Origin of the sequence: Clostridium phoceensis (assembly GCF_001244495.1) — a bacterium.
Taxonomy (GTDB): Bacteria; Bacillota; Clostridia; order Oscillospirales; family Oscillospiraceae; genus Lawsonibacter; species Lawsonibacter asaccharolyticus.
In genome coordinates this window covers 1,204,032-1,224,289 of sequence record NZ_LN866274.1, presented here as the reverse complement: position 1 = coordinate 1,224,289, position 20,258 = coordinate 1,204,032, and the positions used below count along the sequence as shown (strand labels likewise).

Genomic DNA, 20,258 nt, shown 5'->3' with positions numbered 1-20,258 from the left:
AAAAGACCGGCCCCGGACATCTGATGATGTCCGGGGCCGGTCTTTTGCTTCTCCCTTATTTCAGCTCAAAGGAGGCACACTCGGTCTCCCGACAATTGCAGGGGGAGGCGTCGGTGCAGCCCACCTTGATCTGGCTCAGGGAGCAGTAGTTCTGGGGATTGTGATAGGCGCAGCTGTTGACAGTGCACTGAATATTGGAATTGCAGCTCTTTTTGTTATCCATCTGAAAGACCTCCTTTTGTGGACGGTCCTAGTATAAGCTGCCGCGGCAGTTTTATGTGTGGTCCGGGCCGGAATCTTCTTCATCGGCCTGCACCGGCTCTTCAGGCAGCACCTTGGGGATGAAACGGCGGGCAAACCTGCCCCGGCCACGGTTTTTCACATAAAAATACCCAATGATGGAGAATACAAAGGCGCCGATGAAATTGACGAACAGATCCTTCATGGTATCCAGCAGGCCTATGTCCAGATAGCCGCCCAGCCCCAGAGGGATCTCCTTCCCGCCTGCCACCACAATCACGTCTGTGATGCCCCGGATGGCGGTGATCTTGTTGCCGCCGGTGGGGTCCAGCATGACGGTGCTAATGTCGTGGACAATGGTGTCCTTCTGCATGTCCAGCAGGAAAAAGCTGTCCATGATACACTCAAAAAATTCCCACAAAACACCGATGGTCATGGAGAAGCAGAAGGCCACGATGGCCATGAACACCGGGGAGAGGGACAGGGAAAACCGCTCGTTGCGGTTGAACAGGTCCACCAGTGAGAAGCCGATGGCCGCGCAGAGGAAGCCGTTGAGCGTATGGAGCATGGTGTCCCAGCCATGGAAATAGGTGTAGTAAGCCTGGATCTCTCCCAGGATCTCCGCAGAGAAGATGAAGAGCAGGATGATGATCTCCAGCGTGTCGGGCAGATCGATGCGGACCCGCCGCTCGATGACGGTGGGCAGGGTGAACAGTACCAGCGTCAGGATGCACAGGAACACGTTTTCAAAGTTCCCGTTGAGAAATTGGGCCACCATGGTCAGGATGACCAGGACTCGAAGAATGATGTAGATGGTGACCACCGTTTTTTTCCCCTTCAGCTCTTCCCGCAGCTCACGCCGCATCCGGGCAGTTTTGCCGGGATCTTTTGGCCGCATCTATATCTCCCCTTTTATATTATATATTGTTATAGTATAGCGGTTTCCGGAACAAAAGTCAAGGAAACCGGGGCGGCGCCCGGTGGCCGTCCCTCTCTGTCTTGGTCTCCCGGAACAGAGAGCGAAAGTCAGAATCATGAAAAAAGGGTGGCAATCCTGCTATCTTATGGTATGATAGAGGCAGAATGATCAGAGCCGGCCCCCAGGGCCGGTCTGAGGGGAGGCAGATTCCATGCCCGCATTTTCCCCCCGGATACGGGGCCACATCGACGAGGCGCTGACCTTTCTCAAATGGGTCCTGTACGCCTGCAACATCGGGCTCATCGTGGGCGCTGTTGCGGTGGCGTTTCATTACGGAATCGACTGGGCGGCTCAGTTCCGGGCGCACCAGCCCTGGGTCATTCTTTTCCTTCCCCTGGGAGGCGTGGTCATCGTCCTGCTCTACCGCTGGAGCGGGATGGAGCGGGACCGGGGCACCAATCTGGTGCTGACGGCGGTCCGGGAGGCCGAGCCCATCCGTCTGCGCACCGCCCCCCTCATCTTCCTGTCCACCATCCTGACCCACCTGGTAGGCGGGTCGGCTGGCCGGGAGGGGGCCGCCCTCCAGCTGGGGGGCTCCATCGGGGCCTGGGTGGGCAGAAAGATCCACCTGGATGAGAAGGACCGCAGGATCATGGTCATGTGCGGCATGTCCGCCGCCTTCTCCGGGCTGTTCGGCACCCCCATCACCGCCGCCATCTTCGCCATGGAGGTGGTGAGCGTGGGAGTGATGTACTACGCCGCCATCGTCCCCTGTGTCGTCTCCTCTTTGGTCTCGGTCCAGCTGGCCCGCTTCTTCGGCCTTCATATAGGAACAGGCTATCTCATCGGAAATGTGGCTGTCCTGGGTCCCTGGTCCATGGCCCAGGTGTGCGTGATGGGGGTGCTGTGCGCTCTGCTCTCCATCCTGTTCTGCAAAGTGATGCATGCGGCCCCCAAGCTCTATGCCAAATACTTCCCCAATCCCCTGGTCCGGGCGGCTGTTGGCGGCGCCCTGGTGCTGCTGCTGACCCTGCTGGTGGGGGAACAGACCTACAACGGCGCTGGGGATGCTGTCATCCGCCGGATGCTGGCGGGCGAGACCATCTCGGAGGCGTTCCTGCTCAAGCTGGTCTTTACCGCCCTCACTCTGGGGGCCGGCTTCCGCGGCGGCGAGATCGTGCCAGTGCTCTTCACTGGTGCCGCCTTTGGCACGGTGGTCGGACCGCTGCTGGGCCTGTCCCAGTCCTTCGGCGGGGCGCTTGGGATGACGGCGGTATTCTGCGGCGCTACCAACTGCCCCATCACCTCCATCCTCCTGGCCTATGAACTATTTACCAGCCGGGGCCTGCCTCTTTACGCCCTGTGCTGTGCCATCTCCTACATGCTCTCCGGGTACTACGGCCTTTACAGCGAGCAGAAGATCATCTACTCCAAATTCAAGGCCACCTGGGTGGACCGAAAGGCGGAGTAGTTCCCCCTGTCCACGGCGCCGTTCTTCTGCTCCACGCTCAGCAGCGGAATGGTGGGCCTGGGTGCTCTGTCTATGGGCCGCAGTTTCTTCAGCGACCTCCATGTGACGGAACTGTAAAACAGTCCTATTCAAGCTCTTATTTTATCAAGCGGAGACATCCCGGCAGAATTTCCGGGACGTCTCCGTTTTTTCTTCATAAAATGAAAAAAATATTTTTCCCCTTGCAAATTTAATATATTTTTTCATTTTCTCCATTATTGCACTTTCTCCTTTGTTTTCTCTGTACTTTTTTCCTTCCATGTAAGAACGCATAACCTTTTCCCTCTCTTTTCTTTTTTTCGCCTTTCTTCCGGGTTTATTTTTGGTCAAAACATTCAATTTCTGCGGCACCCTTCTCTATTCTCTTGCCTGTTGTGCTGTCCACCCCCTTCATCTCTTTCCTTGTTCAGATGTTCCCTCCGTTTACTCAATCGTCAAAATATCGAGTATTCGATATTTTCGATTTGAAGTATTGACTTTTCAACATTTCATGTTATCATAGGTCTAACCAAAGAAACTGCAAAAAAGGATGGTATTTCGACATGGAGCTTCCCGCCGCCTTTTCCCAGCGGATCAAGTCCACTCCTCTTACCGCAAAGGAAGCCTTGGTGGCGGAATACATCCTGAACAATTTTCTCTCCGTATGCTATGTGTCCACCAGTGAACTGGCCCGCATCTTGGGCGTCAGCGACGCCACGGTCTCCCGTACCAGCAAAGTGCTGGGCTACCGCTCCTTTCTGGACCTTCAGAAGGAGATACAATCCTTTGTCTCTCAGAAAGCGGATTATGCACAGCGTGGCTTCTTCCCTCCCATTGAGCGTCTTCATACCCATCAGAGCCTGGATGCCAAGGAGAATATCGTAGCACAGTTTTCCACCCTTACCTACAAGAACCTACAGAGCGTTTTGGAAAAAAACTCCGAAGAATCCATCCATGCGGCGGCGGATCTGCTTTGCTCCTGCCGCATCAAATATATTGCCGGGCGCCGGCCCACCGCACCTATTGCTGAGAAATTCAGCTTTTTGATGCGCATGGTTGTCCCCGGTGTCGTATCGGCCACAGGGAGCGTCACCTTTGAACAGCTGCTGGACATCTCCCCAGAGGACTGCCTGTTCGTCATCAATTTCAATCCCTATGGTGAGGAAGTCCGGCGCTGGATCGATCTTGCCCACAGCCGCGGGGCGAAAATCATCCTGCTCACTGATAAGCCCTCCACTCCCTTCTCCGATTTTACTGATGTGCTGCTGTTGGCGGACATATACAGCGTCAGCTTTTTCAACTCCAATGTATCCGCCACCTTTCTTCTGGAGCTTCTTGTGTCTCTGGTCGCAGACCAGATGGACGAGACCGCCACCAAGCGCCTGGATCTTTTGAACCCTTACTTCGAGCGGAACAAGCGCTGATCTTCTCTTATGGGATCTCCCCTCGCACCGAGGGTGGTCTGAATATGCTTACCCCACTAAAAAAGGAGGAACGCCAACATGAAAAAAGCACTCTCTCTTGCCCTTGCACTGGCGCTCTGTATGGGGCTGTTCAGCGGCTGCGGCACTGAAACCGGCTCCAACAGCACCAGCCAGCCCGCGCAAAGCAGCGGGGAAACTGTTAAGACGGTGACATGGGCCAGCACCAGCGACATCACCGGCCTGGACCCCAGAAACGGCAACTCCACCATCACCGCCAGCATTCTGGCCTCCCTTTACAGCACCCTGGTCAAGACGGACCCCCAGGGGCAGATCGTGTGCGACGCTGCTGAGAGCTATGAGCAGGTGGATGACACTACCTGGCACTTCACTCTGCGGCAGGACGTGTACTTTACCAACGGCACCCAGATGACTGCTGACGATGTGGCCTACACCATCAACAGCCTGCGTGACTCGGAGAAGCACTACGCTCTGTCCGGCGATTTCTCCTTCATGCAGGTGGAGGTACTGGGCGACTTCGAGTTCAACATCATTACTGACTACGCTTTCCCCTCTCTCCCCCTGCGCTTGAACTATATCAAGATCGTCCCCAGTGCCTATGTGGAGGAAGTGGGAGACGAGGGCTTTGCCGCCGCCCCCATCGGCTCCGGCCCCTTCAAGTTCGTCTCCTGGGAGAAGGACCAGAAGGTGGTGCTGGAGAAGAATCCCGACTACTATGGCGAGGTGCCCCAGATCGATCAGCTGGTCTTCCGGGTCATCCCCGAGGCCGCCGACCGGGTAGCCGCTCTTCAGGCCGGCGAGGTGGACATCATCTGCAATATCCCCACCACCCAGGCCGAGTATCTGGAGAGCCTTGACGGCATCTCTGTGGTGGGCCAGCCCTCCACCCGTGTGGTCTGGCTGCAGTTCAACCTGGTAGGCGGCCCCACCCCCCTGGACGATGTGCGGGTGCGTCAGGCCATCAACTATGCGGTGGACCGGGACGCGCTGATCGCTGGCGTGCTGGACGGCTACGCCGTCAAGGTCGCCTCCATCTCCACCCCCGAGTACGAGGGCTATGATCCCAATGTGCAGGGCTACACCTACGATGTGGAGAAGGCCAAGCAGCTGATGGCCGACGCCGGCTATGCCGACGGCTTTGACATCGAGTGCTCCGTCTCTCCCGGCCTGCTCAACAGCACCGACGTGGTCCAGGCCATCGCCTCCCAGCTGGCTCAGATCGGCATCAACGTCACCATCAAGCAGGAGGACTCCGCCACGCAGCGGGACGAGATCGGCGCGGGCACTGTGGCCCCCCTGTTCCTCCAGGGTCTGGGCGGCCCCTACTGCGATATCAACCTGATCGCCTCCATTGGCTTTACTGAGGGTGCCCGGTACTGCACCTGGGTCTCCCCCGAGTTTATGGATCTGGCCTCCCAGGCCGCCTCTGAGATGGACGCTGAGAAGCGCGTGGCGCTTTACAGCCAGATGCAGCAGATGATGGTGGACGAGGCCCCCGCCCTGTGGCTGTATCAGCAGGACACCCTGTATGCCTACAACTCCAAGAAGGTCCAGAATTGGACTGCCCGCACCGACGAAGTCGTCCTCATGGACGGCGTCTCCGTGGCCGGCTGAGCGATTTGCTCCCTTAACTGAATATCCGCAGCTGGTGCGGTATTTCAATGGCAGAGAAACAGGCGGCGCACCCGTGATCTGGAACGGGTGCGCCGTTTCTCACTATCCTGGCTCGCTATGAAAGGTTGAAAAGCATGGGGAAATACTTACTCAAGCGGCTCGGGCAGTCCATCATCGCAATCTTGGGCATTACCGTAGTCGTATTTTTTATCCTGCACCTCACCGGGAACCCGGTGGAGCTGATGGTCTCCCCCACCACCTCCAAAGAGGAAATGGAGATCCTCAGTGAAGAGATGGGCTTCAATGACCCCCTGCCCGTCCAATATGTCCGCTTTCTGAAGGGGGCGCTGGTGGGGGATTTCGGCACCTCCTACTACTACAATGAACCGGCCATGTCCGTGGTGCTGGAGCGGGCGCCTGCCACCCTGACGCTGGCCTGTGCGGCCCTGCTCATCTCCGTGGTACTGGGCATCCCGGCAGGCATTGTGGCGGCTGTGAAGCGCAACAGCGTCTCCGATGCCGTGATCCGGGTGCTGGCCCTGCTGGGCCAATGCATGCCCGCCTTCTGGCTGGGCATCATGCTCATCATGCTCTTTGCTGTCAAGCTGGGCTGGATGCCCACTGGCGGCGCAGAGGATGGCCTGCGTTCCCTGATCCTGCCCGCCTTCACGCTGGGGGTCTTCTCAGCGGCCACCATCTGCCGGCTCCTGCGCAGCAACCTCATCGAGGTGCTGGGCAAGGAGTATATCGATGTGGCAAAGGCCAAGGGTCTTCCCAAAAGCAAGATCATCGGCAAGCATGCTCTGAAAAACGCGATGAGCTCCATCATCACCATCCTGGGCATGCAGTTCGCCTCTCTGCTGGGCGGCTCGGTCATCACCGAGCAGGTCTTCGCCTGGCCGGGCGTGGGACGTCTGGTCATCCAGAGCATCACCACCAGCGACTTTGCGGTGGTGGAGTGCATCGTCTTTCTGATGGCGGTGATCTTCGTGGTGATCAACTTCATCGTGGACGTGCTGTATTGCGTGATCAATCCCCGCGTCCGGCTGCAATGAGGAGGTAGGATCAGTGAAAAAAGGATTTAAAAGCGCCTGGTCCAGCCTGAAGAACAGCAAGACCGGCATGTTTGGGCTGATCCTGGTGCTTCTCATCATCATCTGTGCCATCTTTGCCCCGCTCCTGGCGCCTTATGACCCGCTGGCTCAGGACGTCATGATCAAGCTGAAGGACCCCATCTGGGGCGCTGACCCTGTGGCCGGCCATCTGCTGGGTACTGACCAGCTGGGCCGCGACATTCTCTCCCGTCTGCTGTACGGCGCCCGCGTCACCCTGATCGTAGCTCTGGCCGGCACCGTGGTAGGCGGCATCGTGGGCGTGGTCCTGGGCAGCCTGGCCGGCTACTACGGCAAATGGGTGGACGCGGTCATCATGCGCCTGGTGGACATCCAGCTCTGCTTCCCCTTCACGCTGCTGGCCCTGTTTATCGCGGCAGTGCTGGGCTCCAGCCTGGGCAATGTCATTTTGATCGCCGGCATCACCAGCTGGGTGCGATACGCCCGCCTGGTCCGCGGCGAGATCCTGGGCATCAAGGAGATGGAGTATATTGAGGCCATACGCGCTGCCGGCGGCACCGATGCCCGCATCATTTTCAAACATATCCTGCCCAATATCATCAGCCCTGTCATCGTTATCGCCACCCTGGAGATGGCCAAGATCGTACTGATCGAGGCCTCCCTCAGCTTCCTGGGCTACGGTGTCCCTATCACCATCCCCACCTGGGGGCGGATGCTCAGCGAAGCCCGTGACAACATTCTCACCGACCCCTGGCAGTGTATCTTCCCCGGTCTGTGCATCACGCTGACCGTGCTGGGCGTCAATCTGCTGGGCGACTGGCTGCGGGATTACCTGGATCCCAAACTGGATGTATAAGGGGGGAGCTCAGTTATGCAGAATGAACCTATGCTTTGCGTACAAGATCTCAGCGTCAGATTCAAGACCAAATACGGCTCCGCCGCTGCGGTGAACCACGTCAGCTTCTCCTTGAAAAAAGGGGAGAAACTGGGTCTGGTGGGGGAGTCCGGCTCGGGCAAAAGTGTCACTTCCAAGAGCATCATACGCCTGCTGCCCACCCCGCCCGCTCAGATCACCGGGAGCATCCGCCTCAACGGGGAAGAGCTGCTCACCAAGACCGAGCGCCAGATGTGCAGGGTCCGGGGCAACCAGATCTCCATGATCTTTCAGGAGCCCATGGTCAGCCTGGACCCCCTGTTTCCCATTGGAGACCAGCTTGGAGAGGTGGTCCGCCTCCACAAGAAGGTCTCCCAAGCCCAGGCCAACGAGATGTCTATCGAGATGCTGCGCACCGTGGGCATCCCCAGCCCGGAGACCCGACTGAAGCAATATCCCTTTGAGCTGTCCGGCGGCATGCGCCAGCGCGTCATGATCGCCATCGCTCTTCTGTGCGACCCGGAGCTGCTCATCGCGGATGAGCCCACCACCGCTCTGGATGTAACTATCCAGGCCCAGATCCTGGACCTGCTCCGGTCCATAAACGAAAAGCTGGGCACCTCCATCATTCTTATCACCCACGACCTGGGCGTCGTGGCCTCTATGGTGGATACTGTGGCAGTGATGTACTGCGGCCACATCGTGGAAAAAGCTGATGTGCGCACCATCTTCCAGCACCCTCTTCACCCCTATACGGAGGGACTGCTCCGCTCCATCCCGCACATGGATGACAGCCAGGGGGACCTGGCCACCATTGAAGGGTCGGTCCCCAGTATCTATCACATGCCGGAGGGCTGTGCCTTTCACAACCGCTGTGCCTGCTGCCGGAAGATCTGCACCCAGAAACAGCCTCCCCTCCTGACCCTGGATGGGGAACACACCGTCCAGTGCTGGAAATATACGCCCCAGTGGGACGAGGAAGGGGGGAGCGATCATGTCTGAACGCCCGATCCTGCTCCAGGCCGACCACCTGAAAAAATGGTTTCCGGTACGCAAAGGGGTCTTCTCCAAGGCCGCCCAGTACGTCAAAGCCGTAGACGACGTCTCCCTGGTCATTCGGGAGGGGGAGACCCTGGGCATCGTCGGGGAGTCCGGCTGCGGGAAATCTACCCTGGCCCGCACCATGATGCGGCTCATCGAGCCCACCGAGGGCACGGTCCTTTTTCAGGGTCAGGATCTGACCAGTGCCGACAAGGAGAGCCTGCGCCGGATGCGCCGGGATATCCAGATCATCTTTCAAGATCCCTATGCCTCCCTCAATCCCCGCCAGCGGGTCTCCGATATCCTCGCTGAGCCTTTTCTGATCCACAAGCTGGGCAGCCGGGAGGCCGCCATGAAGCGCGCGGAGGAGCTGCTGGATCTGGTGGGACTGTCCCAGGACAGCATGCGGAAATTCCCCCATGAGTTTTCCGGCGGCCAGCGCCAGCGGCTTTGTATTGCCCGCGCCCTGTCCGTCAGTCCCAAGCTGATCGTCTGTGACGAGTGCGTCTCCGCCCTGGATGTGTCGATCCAGGCCCAGATCATCAACCTGCTCATGCACCTGCAGCAGAAGCTGGGCATCGCGCTGGTCTTCGTCTCCCATGATCTGCGTGTGGTACAGCACATCTCCACCCATGTGGCGGTCATGTACCTGGGCAAAGTGGTGGAATATGCGGAGAAGCAGGAGCTCTTTGCCCACCCCACCCACCCCTATACCCAGGCTCTCCTCTCCGCCGTCCCCCTGCCAGACCCCACACGGCAGCCGGAGCGCATCATCCTTCAGGGCGACCTGCCCAGCCCCATCGCCGTCCCCAGCGGCTGCCCCTTCCACCCCAGATGCTTTGCCGCCATGGCAGAGTGTGCCTCTGCCGTCCCGGAAGCCAGGGACATCACGCAGAACGGACATATCTGCAGCTGCCTGCTGTGCGGACAGTCTCAGTCTTAAGGAGGTATTTCTGTATGAATTCCCAATATCAGCACGCCTATTGCCAAGTGAGCGGCACGCCCTTCGAGCAGGGCGTCCAGCAGGGGCAGGAGCTCTCTGACGCCATCCGCCGCAACCTGGCTTCCGTCCACCGGAAGCTGGAGCAGGAGAAGGTGGACCTCCAGGCCTATCAGGCCTTTGTGAACCAAAACCTCCGTTTCTTCCAGGAGCAGCGGCCTGAGATGTACGAGGAGCTCCAGGGCATCGCCCAAGGCAGCGGTCTGCCCCTTGACGACATCCTGCTGCTGAACATCCCCGCCTATTTCCTCTGTGAGTCCTTCCGTCACATCACGCAGGAATGCAGCATGCTCTGTGTCCGGGGACAGGCTGCCGCTGACGGATGCACCTACATCATCAAGAACCGGGACATGGGCATGCCCATGGAGCAGGCTCTGGTCCGCCACATCTACCCCGACGGCCAGGAGATCATCGAGGTGGGCGGGGCCGGTATCCTCACCTATCCCGCTGTAGGCATCAACAGCCATGGTCTGGCTGTGACCACCACCGGCTTCTGGACAGAGAAGGACCCCACCCGCATCGACCGGGTGGAGGAGGCCGATATCTTCCTCAATGTGCGGGTCCTCCTCTCCTCCTGCAGGACCGCCGCCCAAGCGGTGGAGTTCTGCCGCACCGCCCCCCGTATGAACGGCCTGAACGTCATTGCCGCCGACCCCACAGAGGCCTATGTCATCGAGATGACCTCCGACGAGATCTATGTGGAAAAGGATGAGGGCAGGGGGGTCCTCTTCCGCACCAACCACGTGGTCAGTGACCAGCTCAGCCATTTCAATCCCCCGGAGGAGAACTACCCCTCCACTCACAAGCGCTATGACCGCATTGCCCAGATGGTGGAAGAGCGCTACGGCTCCCTCCGGTTCCAGGATCTCTACCGCATCATGTCAGACCACACCAACGAGCCGAACTGTATCTGCCGTCATCCCCACGAGGGCGTCCCCGCCACCACCGTTTCCACCACCCTCTGCGTGGTAGAGGACCGCGAGGTGTGGACTACGCTGCAAAATCCCTGTCTGGCCCTGCCCCATGTCCAGATCGGAGAGCCCTCTGCACAGTGAGTCCCCTGTGCCAGGTTCTGGCCCCGGTACGCACCGTCCCTTCTCTTTATTGATTCCCAATATCAAAAAATGGTCAGCAGAAATTCTGCTGACCATTTTTCTCTTTTCGCTTTTTGATGCTTCAGGCAGGCCGCTCAATCCTCCTGACTGATCCCGTCCAGCACCATATGCCCGTCAGAGAGAAGGGCTCCGCCGCAGCCGTCCACCCGCTGGGTGCCGGCAGCGTGGTACTCCCCGTCCACATACATGACGCTGTTGAGCATGGTGCTCATGGCCTGGTCCACCGGGACCCGCACCGGCCGGTGCCCCTTCTGTTCCAGAAGCCGGATGGTGTCCTCTGAGATCCCGAACTCCAGCTCCAGCCCCTGTTCCCGGGTCAGGCAGTTGAGGTAGGGCTGGCGGACCAGCTGCTCCGGCAGCATCCCAAAGTCCACCGCGTTGACGATCCCCTGGAGGGTTCCGGTGATGATCCGGGGACCGCCCGCCGCGCCGATGGCCAGATAGGGCCGTCCGTCCTTGAACACCATGCTGGGGGCCATGGAGGACAGAGGCGTCTTCCCCCCCTGGATGCTGTTGGCGCTCCCATAGGTCAGTCCCTGGCTGGTGAGTGCGCCCGGCTTGGCGCTGAAGTCGGACATGGCGTTATTGAGCACAAAGCCGCAGCCGTCCACCACGATCCCGCAGCCGAACCAGTCCCGTACAGTCTGGGTCTGGGAGACCGCGTTCCCAAAGCGGTCCATCACCGCAAAGTGAGAGGTGTTTCCCGGGTACTCCTTGGCCTCGATCCCCTCCGCCGGAGCGTATTCCCCCGCCGTCTCCGGTGATGAGAGGGCATACCGCTCCGCCGCATGGGCCTTGCTGGTCAGCCGCTCCACGTCCACCTGGACGAAGTCGGGATCGCCCAGAGCCACGCTTCGGTCCGCAAAGCCCAGCTTCATGGCCTCCGCGATGGCATGGATGGAGGCGGCGGTGTTGTGTCCCATGGCGGCCAGATCGCTGTGCTCCAGAATGTTCAGCATCTCCACCACGGCGCATCCGCCGCTGGGCGGCGCGAAGGCCGCCACCTCCAGTCCCCGGTAGGTGGTCTTCACCGGGGTACGGTACTTGGGCTGATATCGGCTCAGGTCCTCCAGGGTAAAGCACCCGCCCCGCTGGTTGATCTGCTCCACCATTTTCCGGGCCACCGGCCCGGTGTAAAAGGCGTCCGCCCCCTCCGCCGCCACCAGCTCCAGCAGGCCGGCCAGCTCAGAGTTCACCTGCTTCTCACCGAAGCGGTAGCGGCTCCCGTCCGGCTTCAGATACAGCCGCCGGAACTGGGGTGAAAGATCCAGCTTCCGCCGGACCGAGTCGTCCTCCATGGTGAGCTCTCCGGTATAACTGGTGCCGAAGCCCTCCCGGGCACAGCGGATGGCGGGAGCCGCCGCCTGCGCCAGCGTCATAGTGCCGTACTCCCGCAGCATGGTTTCCATGGCTCTCAGCAGCCCCGGAATGGCTACCGACTGGCCCCCCAGGTCCTTCCACTCGTCCTGGACCTCTCCATCCTTGAGGAACAGGTCCTCCCCCGCCTTGGCGGGAGCCACGCCCCGGGCGTCCAGTGCCAAGACCTTCTGATCCCGCTGGGAGTACAGCAGGCTGAAACAGCCGCCCCCGATGCCGGAGTGGTGGGGCTCCACCACAGAGAGGGTCAGAGAGACCGCCACGGCGGCGTCAAAGGCGTTCCCTCCGGCCCGCAGCATCTCCAACCCCGCCCGGGTGGCATAGATATTGTTGCAGCTGACCGCTCCGCAGTCCCCGTGGGCGGAGGGCTTGCTCCACCGCGAGGGCCACATGTACTGCTGCTTCTTTGCTTCACTCATACTTGATCCGCTTCCCTTCCCGGCCGCGCCGGACAGTGTTTTCATCGAGTCTTGTTCGGATTCCATTATTCCTTCGCCAAACCATGCGTCTTTTTACTGGTCGCCAGAGATACCACAACACCCACTGTATAGCTGACCAGCACTGTGGGGTAGACCGCCTCCAGTGTGTCGGTCAGGCCCAGCAGCATCCAGGCCACACCTACCACCATGCCGCTGGCCATGGCCCAGAAGGCCCCCTGCCGGGTGCAGCGCTTCCAAGTCAGGCCCACCAGGATGGCGAAGCTCACCGGGGCGGCGGCCACGTGCTGCAGGGTGAGGAACAGGTTGGTGAGGGCGGCGCTGGGCATGATGACCGCAGGGATCAGAGTCAGGTAGGCAAAGACGAAAGTGATGATCTTGGACAGCTTCAGCAGCTTGGCGTCGTCCACGTTGGGATTGATGTCGTTTTTATAGACATTGGTAATGATGGTGCCTGTGGCCAGCATCATGGTGGCCATGGTAGCCGCGATGATCATGGTGGCAAAGGCAAAAATGATCCCAGCGAAAGCCGGATTGCTGAAGGTCTTGATGGAGTAGGCAAATGCGGTGGCACCGTCGCCCAGGTCCGCACCGGACGCCTTGGCAAAGATGCCGCAGGTGGCGGTGAGCAGGCAGATGGGGGCAGCCAGCACATAGCCCAGGATAGAGCCGGTGCGGGCGGCGGAAGCGCTCTTTGCGGCCAGCAGGGGCTGGAGCACGGACTGCATCACTGCGGTGGACAGGCAGCCGCCCAGGATCCAGGCGATGATGCGCTGGGTGGGCATATTGCCCATGGAGGAGTACTCTGCGGGAAGTTCAGAGAGCATCACGGTGAAGCCGCCGAACTTGGGCAGCGTCATGAGCACGAAGGCAATGAGCAGGATGTAGATGCCGAAGCATACGATGCGCCCCACAGCGGACATGCCCCGCATGCCGGAGAAGCTGGTGTAGATCACGGCGATGGTCAGGCCGATGAGCATGGCCAGCGTGATGTTCAGACCGGGGATGGCGATCTGGATGATGGAAGCCACGGTCTTGAGCTGATAGGGGATGTACAGGAAGCCGTAGACGATCCAGGCGTAGGAGTACAGGCGGCTGGTCTTGGTGTCGAAGCGCTTTTGCAGATAGATGGGCACCGAGTCGCCGGGCATGTTGTTGCGGATCAGCTTGGCGAACAGGGCCAGCGCGATGAAGTAGAAGGAGCCGGCGATGGAGTACCAGGCCCCGGAGATGCCCAGGGTGTAGCCGTTCTGAGCCGCCCCTACCACGGCCATGCCGCCAATCTGCCAGGCGGCAAAGACACAGCCCAGAGTCAGGGGGCCCATGGTCTTGTCACCGCCCGACCACTGGTTGGCACTTTTGATCTTGGTGCCGGACCAGACACCGATCCCCACGATAATGACAAAGGTCACGATCCATGTTGCGATTAACATACGGTTCTCTCTCCCTTTTGTTTATTTGCAGCGGATGCCGGTGCCGCCCCGCCTCCGGATGCGGAACAGATACCGCCCACCGCAGCTGCTCAAACCTGCCTGTGCCCTCCCTTTGCAACATATTACATTTTTCCTATTTTATTAAATATGTAATATATTACTTGAGTTCTAAAAAAGGAGAGCGCGCAGAACCGCTATTCTGTTCGCTCTCCAATACACTTGTTTTATGGCCTTATCATAAGATATTTTAGGGGCAATGTCAAGAACTTTTTCGAGCTCTGGTTGAAAACATTTTATATGGGATATATTTACATATTCAGACAGGTCAAACGGCCGCATCCTCCCGGGACACGGCCGTCCATGTTTTCTTCCACTATTCCGCCCAGAAACGGCTGACGGTGCGGCGGTAGGAGTTGGTCAGGTGTCGGGCCATGGCCTGCTCTGCCCGCTCGGCGCTCCCTTCCGCGATGGCATCGCAGATGGCCACATGCTCATCAAAGACGATCTTGGCGTCGATGGAGTTGTTATACACCGACTTGACCTCAAACCGGAGATAGTGGTCCAGGAGCAGCTCGCACTCCCGGTAGAGCAGGCGGTTCTGAGTGGCCGCCGCCACTGCCCGGTGGAAGATGTGGTCCAGGCGGTACAGGTGCTGCCCATCCCTGGTGGAGAGCTGGTCCCGGAGGCGGTCCAGGCTCTCCCGCATGGCCTGAAGGTCCCGCTGGGCAGCACGGTTCGCCGCCAGCTTCGCGTTGATGCACTCGATATACATCCGGGTCTCCAGGATGTCCCGGGCGTCCCGGTCAGACACCGGCACCACCTGCACCCCCTTGCCCCGGGAGAAGGAGACATAGCCGTCCTTCTGGAGCTCCAGCAGAGCCTCCCGCACCGGGGTTCGGCTGATACCCAGCTCCTTGCAGATGTCGTCCTGGGAGTAGATGGCCCCTACCCGAAACCGGTTGAAGAGGATCGCCTCCTTGATCAGGCGGTATGCCTGTTCTTTATAAGAGGGCGTGGCCCCCACATCCTGTCCGCCAAACAGCTCCTCTGCCATAAGCTCTCCTCCCGTCCCATGCCAGCTTTTCCCCATCTTACCATCCCCGGACGCCCGGTGTCAAGCGGAGCTGCGGACCTGCTCCCGGGGCAGCGGGGTCTTAGCGGATCAAGGCTCCCCGCGCCGCGGTGGAAGGTGCTGTCCTCCCCTGCGCCATTCCATATGGTACTCTTCCCGGCCGGTGTTCTCCTCCCGCTCCGCGGCCCGGATGGCAAAGCCCTCCCGCTGGTAAAAGCGGACCGCCGGGCTGTTCTCCCGGTACACATGGAGTGTCAGGCTCTCCCGCCCCTCCTTGGCCCGCTCCAGCAGCGCCCGCCCGATCCCCCTGGACCGGGCGGCACGCCGGACGAAGAGCCCCGCCAGATAGTCGCCGGTCAGTCCCGCAAAGCCCTGGAGCCCCTCCCAGTCCTGATAGACGAACACCTGGGCGGCGGGCAGCACCGCCCGCACCTCCTCCATATGGTCACACCAATAGCTCTCAGGAAGAAAGCAGTGGGCTTCCAGGTTGGCGTCCAGCCAGATCTGCATCACCTGGTCCAGATCCTCCGGACGGAGAGCCCGGATCATAATGCCGTCCCCCCTCTTACAGCCCGTTGACCACGTTGGTGGGCCGCTCTCCGTTCAAAATATGCCGGGCGTTGGTCCACATGGTCAGATGCGCCTTGGCAAAAGCCCCCCCGGAGCTGCCCCCCAGGTGGGAGCTGTAAACCACCCGATCTCTGACCTCCGGCGGCAGGTCCACCAGAGGGTGGTCGCCGGGGGTGGGCTCCGGGAAAATAGTATCCAGCGCCGCGCCCCGGATGGTCCCGTCTATGAGTGCCTTCCGCAGGGCCTGGTTGTCCACCAGGTCGCCCCGGCCGCAGTTGACCAAGATGGAGTTGGGCTTCATCCGGGCCAGGAAGGCCCCATCCACCATCTCCCGGGTCTCGTCGGTGACCGCGCAGTGGAGCGAGATGATGTCGCACTGGGCGGTCAGCTCCTCCAGAGGCAGATAGGTCACCCCAAAGTCCTCCTCCACCTGAGGCGGACGGCGGTGGCGGGTGTAATAGTATAGCTTGCAGCCGAAGCTGGCCAGCCGCCGGGCGGTGGCCTGGGCGGTGTCTCCAAAGCCCACCAACCCCACCGCACACTGGAACAGGCCGGGGGCGTGGGCGGCGATGGCCTTCTGCTTCATCTGGATCTGTTGCCCCTGGATGACCGCGTTGTGTCCAGGGATGCCGAAGCGCAGAGCCATCAGCATCAGCATGATGGTGTGCTCCGCCACCGATTCCGCGTTGCACCCCTTATTGTTGCACACATAGATCCCCCGCTCCCGGGCGGCCTGGCAGTCGATGCAGTTGTACCCTACACCCTCAGAGTGGATCATCTTCAGCTCTGGAAGCTGGTCCATCACATCGGGACCCACATCCGTGATGGCATCCACAAAAATGATCCTCGCGTCCGCATTTTCCTGGGCCGCCTGGACATAGGTCTGGTCCGGGCGGCGGAACACCAGCTCCACCGGCATCTCATCCGCAAATGGGGGCCGGTACACGTCATAGCGGTCTCTGGGGCCAAAAACTAATATCTTCATGGGGTGCCCTCCTTATTTTAATTGTATGACAATTATACCACCCGTTTTTCGCCAATACAAGGGGAGCCTTTCTGCAAAATATTAGCACTCTTATTTATTGAGTGCTAATATTTACACTTGTGACACATCTGTGTAACAAAAAATTCATAATCCCTCACTATAATAAAGCCAAAGTTCAGAGAGGCCCGGGCCGGAGGATGCTCCGCCCGGGACCGAAAGGAGTTTTGACTTATGTATATGATCCCCTACACCCGCCGCAGCAACAGCAGCATGATGGATCTGTTTGACGAGTTGGAGCGCAGCATGTTCGGCGAGAGCGGCCGCCGCACGCCGGTCTTCAGCACTGATATCCGGGACGAGGGTGCCCACTACCTGCTCCAGGCCGACCTGCCCGGCTTCCGCAAGGAGGACATCGATCTGGATGTAAAGGACGGCGTGCTCACCATCTCCGCCAAGCACCAGGCCGATGACCGCACCGCCGCCGACAACTACATCTGCCGGGAGCGCCGCACCGGCAGCTTCTCCCGGTCCTTCACCCTGGACGGCATCCAGGAGGACGCCATCCGGGCCTCCTATCAGGACGGGGTGCTGGAGCTCATTCTGCCCAAGCGGCAGGAGGTCCTTCCCCAGTGCCACAAGATCCAGATCCAGTGAGGTCTCCCCAGCTGCGGTCAGGCGGAGCCGGTACGCCGGCTCCGCCTGACTCTTTTCCAAATCGCGTTTCTTCCAAAACTCAATTTTCAGTTTGTGTGCCCCTGCAGGACGCAGCACACAAAAGTATGGAAACTTGAAAAAAGACTTGCAAATCTTGTCCAATGGCTCTATACTAATTTTAGCAGTTAAGTTTATTGAGTGCTAAATTTTAAGAATCAATATAGATCGGATCTAGGAGGTGTTCCTTTTATGAATATGAATCAATTTACCCAGAAATCGCTGGCCGCCATTCAGGGCGCCCAAGACATCGCCCTGGAGTACGGGCACCAGCAGATCGAGCAGGCCCATCTGCTCATGGCGCTGGTCCAGGACGGCGAGGGGCTGATCCCCCAGCTGCTCACCAATATGGGCCTGACCCTCCCCAGCTTCCAGGCCGCCGTCCAGCACGAGGTGGAGAAGCTGCCCCGGGTCTCCGGTGGAGGCCGGGAGGCGGACAAGGTCTATGTGGCTCAGGACGTAGACCGTGCCCTGAAATCCGCCGAGTCCGCCGCGGCGTCCATGAAGGATGAGTATATCTCTGTGGAGCACATCCTGCTGGGCCTGCTGGACAGTGCCAACAGCGCCCTGAAGGAGCTGTTCCGCACCTACAACGTCACCCGGGAAAAAGTGATGCAGGCCCTGACCTCTGTCCGGGGCAACCAGCGGGTCACCAGTGACAACCCTGAGGAGACCTATGACGCCCTGAAGAAGTACGGCACCGACTTGGTGGAACGGGCCCGCCAGAACAAGCTGGACCCGGTCATCGGCCGGGACGACGAGATCCGCAATGTCATCCGCATCCTCTCCCGCAAGAGCAAAAACAATCCCGTCCTTATCGGGGAGCCCGGCGTGGGTAAGACCGCCATTGCCGAGGGACTGGCCCAGCGGATCGTGAAGGGAGACGTGCCCAACAGTTTGAAGGACAAGACCATCTTCTCCCTGGATATGGGCAGCCTCATCGCCGGGGCCAAGTACCGGGGCGAGTTTGAGGAGCGGCTGAAGGCCGTCCTCAATGAGGTGAAGAAGTCCGAGGGGCGTATCATCCTCTTTATCGACGAGCTGCACACCATCGTAGGGGCGGGCAAGACGGAGGGCTCCATGGATGCGGGCAATCTCCTCAAGCCCATGCTGGCTCGGGGAGAGCTGCACTGTATCGGCGCCACGACCCTCAACGAGTACCGGCAGTATATTGAAAAGGACGCCGCTCTGGAGCGCCGCTTCCAGCCTGTCATGGTGAATGAGCCCACGGTGGAGGATGCCATCGCCATCCTCCGCGGCCTGAAGGAGCGGTACGAGGTCTATCACGGCGTCAAGATCACCGACGGGGCCATCATCGCCGCCGCCACTCTCTCCAACCGCTATATCACTGACCGCTTCCTCCCCGACAAGGCTATCGATCTGGTGGATGAGGCCTGCGCCATGATCCGCACCGAGATCGACTCCATGCCCACCGAGCTGGACGTCATCCAGCGGAAGATCATCCAGCACGAGATCGAGGAGGCCGCTCTGAAAAAAGAGACAGATAAGCTGTCCCAGGAGCATCTGTCGGAGATCCAGAAGGAGCTCTCCGACATGCGGGATGAGTTCAACGCCAAGAAAGCCCAGTGGGAGAACGAGAAGAACGCCATTGGCAAGGTCCAGAAGCTCAGGGAGGAGCTGGAGGAGGCCAACGCCCAGCTGGAGAAGGCCCAGCGGGAGTACGACCTGGAGCGGGCCGCCCAGCTCCAGTACGGCCGCATCCCCGAGCTGAAAAAGGCCCTGGAGGCGGAGGAGCAGATCGCCAATGAGGGGCGGCAGCGTTCCCTGCTACGGGACAAGGTCACCGAGGAGGAGATCGCCCGCATCATCGAGCGGTGGACCGGAATCCCCGTCTCCCGGCTCATGGAGGGGGAGCGTGAGAAGCTGCTTCACCTGGAGGACATCCTCCACCAGCGGGTGGTGGGTCAGGACGAGGCGGTACGCCTGGTGTCCGAGGCCATCCTCCGCAGCCGGGCTGGCATCGCTGACCCCAACAAGCCCATTGGCTCCTTCCTGTTCCTGGGCCCCACCGGCGTTGGTAAGACCGAACTGGCCAAGACCTTGGCTGAGGCCCTGTTCGACAGCGAGAAGAACCTGGTTCGCATCGACATGAGCGAGTATATGGAGAAATTCTCCGTGTCCCGGCTCATCGGGGCTCCTCCCGGATATGTGGGCTATGAGGAAGGCGGCCAGCTCACTGAAGCGGTGCGGCGGAAACCCTACTCCGTTATCCTCTTTGATGAGGTGGAAAAGGCCCACCCGGACGTGTTCAACATATTACTCCAAGTATTGGACGACGGCCGTATTACAGATAGTCAAGGCCGCACCGTGGATTTCAAGAACACTATCATCATTCTTACCTCCAACCTGGGCAGCCAGTTCCTGCTGGACGGCATCGACAGCCGGGGGGAGATCAGCCAGGAGGCCCGGGAGCAGGTCAGCGATCTGCTCAAGCGGTCCTTCCGCCCGGAGTTTCTCAACCGGCTGGATGAGATCGTGTTTTACAAGCCCCTGACAAAGGACAACGTGACCCATATCATCGATCTGATGGCCGCCGACCTGAACCGCCGGCTGGAGGACAAACAGCTCACCGTGGTCCTCACCCCCGCGGCCAAGGAGGAGATCATTGCCAGCGCCTACGACCCCATCTACGGCGCCCGGCCCCTGCGCCGCTATCTCCAGCATACGGTGGAGACCCTTATCAGCAAGAAGATCATTGCCGACCAGGTGGAGCCCGGCTCCCGCATCACCGTGGACTGCCGGGATGGACAGCTCACCGTGGACAGCCGGGAGGTGCTCACCGGCGAGGTCATCGACGCCTGATTTCTCCCCTATTCCTCCTTTTTTCGGCGCGGACCTGCGGGCC

General features: G+C 59.9%; 18 protein-coding genes. 10 read left to right on the top strand and 8 right to left on the bottom strand.

Going from position 1 to position 20,258, the window contains the following annotated elements:
* Positions 1–55 precede the first annotated feature (55 nt).
* Together BN1969_RS17015 and BN1969_RS06725 are read right to left on the bottom strand one after the other, a co-directional pair.
* Positions 56–223 (bottom strand): DUF1540 domain-containing protein, encoded by a 168-nt coding sequence (locus tag BN1969_RS17015; RefSeq protein WP_077138716.1) that lies wholly within the window; start codon positions 221–223, stop codon positions 56–58.
* Positions 224–274: 51 nt separating this feature from the next.
* A complete protein-coding gene (locus BN1969_RS06725) occupies positions 275–1,138 on the bottom strand; it encodes a DUF2238 domain-containing protein (protein ID WP_050623601.1) in 864 nt (287 codons plus the stop codon).
* Between the two features lie 232 nt (positions 1,139–1,370).
* Between BN1969_RS06725 and BN1969_RS06720 the strand changes: the two genes are divergently transcribed.
* Positions 1,371–2,630, top strand: coding sequence for a chloride channel protein (locus BN1969_RS06720; protein WP_050623600.1), 1,260 nt, complete (start codon positions 1,371–1,373; stop codon positions 2,628–2,630).
* A gap of 144 nt (positions 2,631–2,774) precedes the next feature.
* On the opposite strand, the gene BN1969_RS17860 is transcribed toward BN1969_RS06720, so the two are convergent.
* Positions 2,775–3,020, bottom strand: coding sequence for a hypothetical protein (locus tag BN1969_RS17860; RefSeq protein ID WP_147577019.1), 246 nt, complete (start codon positions 3,018–3,020; stop codon positions 2,775–2,777).
* Positions 3,021–3,211: 191 nt separating this feature from the next.
* Between BN1969_RS17860 and BN1969_RS06715 the strand changes: the two genes are divergently transcribed.
* From BN1969_RS06715 to BN1969_RS06685, 7 genes are all read left to right on the top strand, one after another.
* Positions 3,212–4,072, top strand: coding sequence for a MurR/RpiR family transcriptional regulator (locus tag BN1969_RS06715; RefSeq protein ID WP_050623599.1), 861 nt, complete (start codon positions 3,212–3,214; stop codon positions 4,070–4,072).
* 78 nt (positions 4,073–4,150) lie between these two features.
* Entirely contained in the window at positions 4,151–5,704 is a 1,554-nt protein-coding gene (locus tag BN1969_RS06710) for an ABC transporter substrate-binding protein (RefSeq protein ID WP_050623598.1), read from the top strand.
* Positions 5,705–5,838: 134 nt separating this feature from the next.
* Entirely contained in the window at positions 5,839–6,759 is a 921-nt protein-coding gene (locus BN1969_RS06705; protein ID WP_050623597.1) for an ABC transporter permease, read from the top strand.
* A gap of 13 nt (positions 6,760–6,772) precedes the next feature.
* A complete protein-coding gene (locus tag BN1969_RS06700; RefSeq protein ID WP_077138715.1) occupies positions 6,773–7,633 on the top strand; it encodes an ABC transporter permease in 861 nt (286 codons plus the stop codon).
* A gap of 15 nt (positions 7,634–7,648) precedes the next feature.
* The gene (locus tag BN1969_RS06695) at positions 7,649–8,653 is read left to right on the top strand and encodes an ABC transporter ATP-binding protein (RefSeq protein WP_050623596.1); all 1,005 of its coding nucleotides are present in this window, start codon (positions 7,649–7,651) and stop codon (positions 8,651–8,653) included.
* Positions 8,646–9,635, top strand: coding sequence for an ABC transporter ATP-binding protein (locus BN1969_RS06690; RefSeq protein WP_050623595.1), 990 nt, complete (start codon positions 8,646–8,648; stop codon positions 9,633–9,635). Before BN1969_RS06695 ends, BN1969_RS06690 begins: the two co-directional genes overlap by 8 nt.
* A 14-nt stretch (positions 9,636–9,649) precedes the next feature.
* Entirely contained in the window at positions 9,650–10,747 is a 1,098-nt protein-coding gene (locus tag BN1969_RS06685; RefSeq protein ID WP_050623594.1) for a C45 family autoproteolytic acyltransferase/hydrolase, read from the top strand.
* Positions 10,748–10,881: 134 nt separating this feature from the next.
* On the opposite strand, the gene ggt is transcribed toward BN1969_RS06685, so the two are convergent.
* The 5 genes from ggt to BN1969_RS06660 all read right to left on the bottom strand — a co-directional run bounded on the left by ggt (position 10,882) and on the right by BN1969_RS06660 (position 16,681).
* Complete coding sequence (gene ggt, locus BN1969_RS06680; RefSeq protein WP_050623593.1) at positions 10,882–12,603, bottom strand: gamma-glutamyltransferase; 1,722 nt, start codon at positions 12,601–12,603, stop codon at positions 10,882–10,884.
* A 65-nt stretch (positions 12,604–12,668) separates the two neighbouring features.
* The gene (locus BN1969_RS06675) at positions 12,669–14,054 is read right to left on the bottom strand and encodes a sodium:solute symporter family protein (protein WP_050623592.1); all 1,386 of its coding nucleotides are present in this window, start codon (positions 14,052–14,054) and stop codon (positions 12,669–12,671) included.
* 373 nt (positions 14,055–14,427) lie between these two features.
* Complete coding sequence (locus BN1969_RS06670) at positions 14,428–15,108, bottom strand: GntR family transcriptional regulator (protein ID WP_050623591.1); 681 nt, start codon at positions 15,106–15,108, stop codon at positions 14,428–14,430.
* 108 nt (positions 15,109–15,216) lie between these two features.
* On the bottom strand, positions 15,217–15,675 hold the full coding sequence (locus tag BN1969_RS06665) for a GNAT family N-acetyltransferase (RefSeq protein WP_077138714.1): 459 nt from the start codon (positions 15,673–15,675) through the stop codon (positions 15,217–15,219).
* Positions 15,676–15,691: 16 nt separating this feature from the next.
* Positions 15,692–16,681 carry a 2-hydroxyacid dehydrogenase gene (locus tag BN1969_RS06660; RefSeq protein ID WP_050623590.1) on the bottom strand — a complete coding sequence of 330 codons (990 nt, stop codon included), beginning with the start codon at positions 16,679–16,681 and terminating at the stop codon, positions 15,692–15,694.
* Positions 16,682–16,912: 231 nt separating this feature from the next.
* Here BN1969_RS06660 and BN1969_RS06655 point away from each other — a divergent pair, with 231 nt between their 5' ends.
* Positions 16,913–17,335 (top strand): Hsp20/alpha crystallin family protein, encoded by a 423-nt coding sequence (locus tag BN1969_RS06655; protein WP_050623589.1) that lies wholly within the window; start codon positions 16,913–16,915, stop codon positions 17,333–17,335.
* Positions 17,336–17,584: 249 nt separating this feature from the next.
* Positions 17,585–20,215: an ATP-dependent chaperone ClpB gene (gene clpB / locus BN1969_RS06650; RefSeq protein WP_050623588.1), complete on the top strand. Its 2,631-nt coding sequence runs from the start codon at positions 17,585–17,587 to the stop codon at positions 20,213–20,215.
* Positions 20,216–20,258: the final 43 nt, after the last annotated feature.